Source organism: Moorena sp. SIO3B2 (assembly GCF_010692525.1).
Lineage (GTDB): Bacteria > Cyanobacteriota > Cyanobacteriia > Cyanobacteriales > Coleofasciculaceae > Moorena > Moorena producens.
Map to the genome: position 1 here is coordinate 1 of NZ_JAAHHE010000302.1, position 4530 is coordinate 4530.

The following is a 4530-nucleotide window of genomic DNA, read 5'->3' on the forward strand; positions in this document are numbered from 1 at the left end:
ACTACAATCAATAGAGCATATAGTGGATTGGAAAATAGTTTTCTCCTAAATCTAATAATACTTATCTTAAGCTGAGTCTTGTCATATGCAGGGATTTTAGACTTAGAATCAAGGAGTTGGTCTAAGTCATTCAATATGTCTTTAGCTGACTGATAGCGAGCTTGGGGTTCATAAAGAATCATTTTGTCTATGATCTTTGCAAATGCATCGCTAATCTGTAAAGGGCGTTTCCCAGGAACTTGATCACGCCATATAGTTTCTTTAGTAGATTGGTGACTAATAAGCTGAGGATGAATCTCAGATCTGATCATCTCAATACAAACAACTCCCAAAGCATATAGATCGTCTCGATACTTGTCTTGATTCGCTTTGGGTGGCTTGTAACGATCATTATATTTGTCTAGATTAATAGACACCTTACCCGAAACTATCTGTAGCCCACCGATTTCGTTTAAATCTCCAATATCAAGAAGAGTTAGTTGATAGTCTCCTGAATATATTAGGTTAGAAGCCCTAATATTACCCTGAGCTATTTTTTGCTCATGTAATTGAACTAAAATCTCTAGAGATTTCCTGAGAATTATCTTAACTGTTTCCTCCTGGAAAGACTTTCCATTTTTAATCTCTGCCTCAATAGTATTATCTTGTATATAATCTCGAAGTATATAGAAACTATTGCCTTGTTTAAACTGATACTTAATATTGGCTATACCGTTAATTTCTAAAGCCCTTATCTCTTGGAGACGTTCACTGAAGAGCTTTTGAGCTTCTTTCATTACCTCTGGTTCTTCAGACAGAGGCTTATATTCTTTGGCTATATAGTGACAAGGTTGAGCCGCTGCACTCTCATCATTTACCTTATAGGTTCTACAGTAGATTGAAGTTTTATATTCTTGAAGAATACGATAGCTATGTGATATATATTGATCAGCCATTAGTCGATTATTATCAATAAACAATAAGCGTTTACCTTAGTGCCGAATTTAAACAATCGTACTTACAGATATTATGATGTGAATCTACAGCATTAATCGACGTAGACCTAGTCAGATTATTCGATTGGCTCAGTATTATTCCATGAATATAGTAAATTGTAAAGCTTAAGATTAGCCTCAGAATTACCTCAAGCAAGATACTGTTGAGAGTATCAAAATTTAGGCTCTCTAAGGTATAGCTCTGATCAACTAGTATATAATAATTGCTACAATTTTTTGCTAAGCAAAGCTTGTAGGGTAAAAAGGCAATTTTTATAAAAATGTACAACAATACATTACACTCGATATCTTCTCTTGAAGAATCGTTTCGAGTGTGGTGCCAAGCATACTTGTAACTCTGCCCTTGTTCATAAAGAAACCCAGGCAACTGGCATAAATACCTACTAAATCAGCTGCTTGTGCGGTGGAAATTATCATGGCTGGGAAACCATTGCGTTAGCGGTCATAATATGTTACACGAAATTGGATTAATATGCAAGGGCTAAAAAAACTATTGCACTAACTCACCAATTACGATGGGTCGGTCAGTGGCTCAAACAAAACTATTGCACTGACGCACTAAATTGTTCGGCAGCACATATAGCGCTACACGCAACGCAATAAAAAAGCGATCGCAAACTGCGCAGCGATGCTCTTAAGCCCAAAGGCCACGCTACGCGAACAGAGCCGCTACGCGATCGCAATTAGTTAGCGATCGCACAAATACAACTATTCTTCAAATCCCCCCCTTGTTAAGGGGGGTTAGGGGGGATCCCCCAGTCCAAAACTACTGCAACCCTTCCAACAACTGTTCCAACGCCCTATCAAGAGCTTCCCCTAACTTACTGCCATCTTTTCCACCAGCTTGAGCCAAGTTAGGTCGTCCACCGCCACCACCACCACAAATTTTAGCGATCGCACCAATAAACTTCCCAGCCTGCAAGCCTTTCTGATTAACACCCTTACTAAAGGCTGCCACTAAACTCACCTTGTCGGGGCTAGGCACTGAACCCAACACTACCGCACTTTCTCCCAGCTTCTGCTGTAGCTGTTGAGCAACACTTTTTAAGCCCTCTGGTTCTACTCCCTCCATCTTGGCAATCAGAACCTTGAACTCACCGACTGACTTAGCTTCCGCCAACAACTGGTCAGATTTTGCCAAAGCCAATTGTTGCTTGAGGGCATCTAACTGTTTATTAGTAGCCTTGAGTTCCTGTTGTAAATTACTAATCCGCTCAGGTAACTCTTCCGGTTGTGCCTTAAAGCGATCGCATAAATCCTTAACCACCTTATCCCGCACATTCAGATAATCCAGCACCGCCGGTCCAGCCACTGCTTCTATCCGCCTAATCCCAGACGCGACCCCTGCGGAAGAGATAATCTTAAACACGCCAATCTCAGCAGTATTGTTGACATGGGTACCACCACACAATTCCATGGAGACACCAGGGAAATCAATCACCCTGACCTCCGAACCATACTTTTCCCCAAACATAGCAGTCGCCCCCTTAGCCTTAGCTTTTGTCAAAGGCATCACCTCCACATCTGCAGTATGGGCTTCACTAATCCAAGTATTAACTTGTGCCTCAATTTGGTCTAACTCTTCCGATGTCAGAGCGCGAGGGCAATTGAAGTCAAAGCGCAAACGGTCAAAAGCCACCAAAGAGCCTGCCTGAGAGATGCTTGGGTCAACAATTCTTTTCAGAGCCGCTTGCAGTAAATGGGTCGCACTATGGTTAGCTTGAACTCGACGGCGACAAGCCCGGTCAATTTGAGCCGTTACTGTTGTGCCTACCGCTAAATTTCCCCGTTCGACAGTACCGAAGTGGACAAAGAAATCCGATTCCTTCTGAACATCTTCGATGCGAACCAATAGCGAATCCCCAGACAGATAACCGCGATCGCCTATTTGTCCTCCAGATTCCGCATAGAATGGGGTCTGATCCAAAATCACCTGGACCTTACTCCCAGCCCCAGCCGATTCCACGGACTTCCCATCAACTAGCAAAGCCTCTACCTTAGCCATGGACTGGGGTTCAGTGTAACCAAGGAATGCCGTACTATGGATATGTTCCCCTAGCTGATCTAAGCTACCCTGTACCGTTAAATCAATCGTTTCATGGGCAACTCTAGCCCGTTCCCGCTGGCGTTCCATTTCCACCTCGAAGCCATCGAGGTCTACCGTTAAGCCCTGTTCTTCAGCAATTTCCTCAGTTAATTCCACTGGGAAACCATAGGTATCATAGAGGGTAAACGCATCTGTGCCAGAAATCTGTTTAGGCTTCTTAGCCAAAATCTCAGCTAGCAGCTTCTCACCCCGTTCTAGGGTTTTCAGGAATTGAGACTCTTCCCGCTGCATTTCCGCTTTGATAGTCTTTTCCCGTTCCCGCACATTAGGATAAGCTGATTCAGATAATGCGATCGCTGTTTGAGCCACTTCCCAGGTAAATTCCCCATCAATCCCAATCAAACGGCCATGACGCACCACTCGACGGAGCAAACGGCGCAACACATAACCCCGTCCGGTGTTAGAAGCCGTAATCCCATCCGCGATCATATGAACGATTGCCCGGATATGGTCACCAATAACCTTCAGAGAAACCTTCGTCTTCTGATCACTCTTGCTATAGTTAACCCCAGCAATTTCCGCTGCGGTTTTTACAATCGGGAAAATTAAATCAGTTTCATAATTATTCGGCACTTGCTGGAGGATTTGCGCCATCCTCTCCAGTCCCATCCCCGTATCAATATTTTGTTTCTCTAACGGAGTGCGATTCCCCTCCGCATCCTGGTTGTATTCCATGAATACCAGGTTATAGAACTCAATAAACCTGGTATCATCTTCCAAATCAATGCTCTCGTCTCCCAGTTCTGGGTGAAAATCGTAGTAAATTTCTGAACACGGACCACACGGACCGGTCGGACCCGATTTCCAATAATTATCCTCCTCACCCAAGCGCTGGATGCGATGAGCTGGAATCCCAATTTTATCCCGCCAGATCCCAAACGCTTCGTCATCATCCCGAAAAACACTGACTACTAAGCGTTCTGGTGGCAAACCGAATACCTCTGTAGAGAGTTCCCATGCCCATGCGATCGCTTGTTCCTTAAAGTAATCCCCAAAACTAAAATTCCCCAGCATCTCAAAAAAAGTATGATGCCGTGCCGTGCGTCCCACATTCTCTATATCATTGTTGCGGATACATTTTTGGGCAGTAGTGGCGCGAGGGAATTCCGACTGACGTTGTCCTAGAAAAATCGGTTTAAACGGCAACATTCCCGCAATTGTCAGCAACACCGTCGGGTCTTCCGGTACTAACGAAGCACTTGGCAATACCTGGTGTTGCCGTTGGGAGTAGAAATCGAGGAAAGTTTGCCGTATTTCGTTACCGCGCAAATAATTAGGGATATCGGGCATGGTTCTCTACAATTCAGCTTTAGGGTATGGGCTTATGGGAAGTAAAACCCTATCGCTATGTTTCTTAATTTACGTATGATCCATTCTGACATAGAAGCGAAGCTGAAAGCCCACCCTTGATAGGAGAGCAAACCATTG

The 4530-nt window shown here is 43.9% G+C and carries 2 protein-coding genes; both read right to left on the reverse strand.

From position 1 onward, the window contains the following. On the reverse strand, positions 1-935 hold a 935-nt coding region (locus F6K38_RS31865), incomplete at its 3' end, for a protein kinase domain-containing protein (protein ID WP_287359066.1). Positions 936-1761: 826 nt separating this feature from the next. Continuing rightward, entirely contained in the window at positions 1762-4392 is a 2631-nt protein-coding gene (alaS, locus tag F6K38_RS31870) for an alanine--tRNA ligase (RefSeq protein ID WP_287359068.1), read from the reverse strand. Positions 4393-4530: the final 138 nt, after the last annotated feature.

Excerpts from the sequence above, each read along its gene's own strand:
- alaS (WP_287359068.1), bottom strand. The coding sequence starts at position 4,392 with ATGCCCGATATCCCTAATTATTTGCGCGGTAACGAAATACGGCAAACT.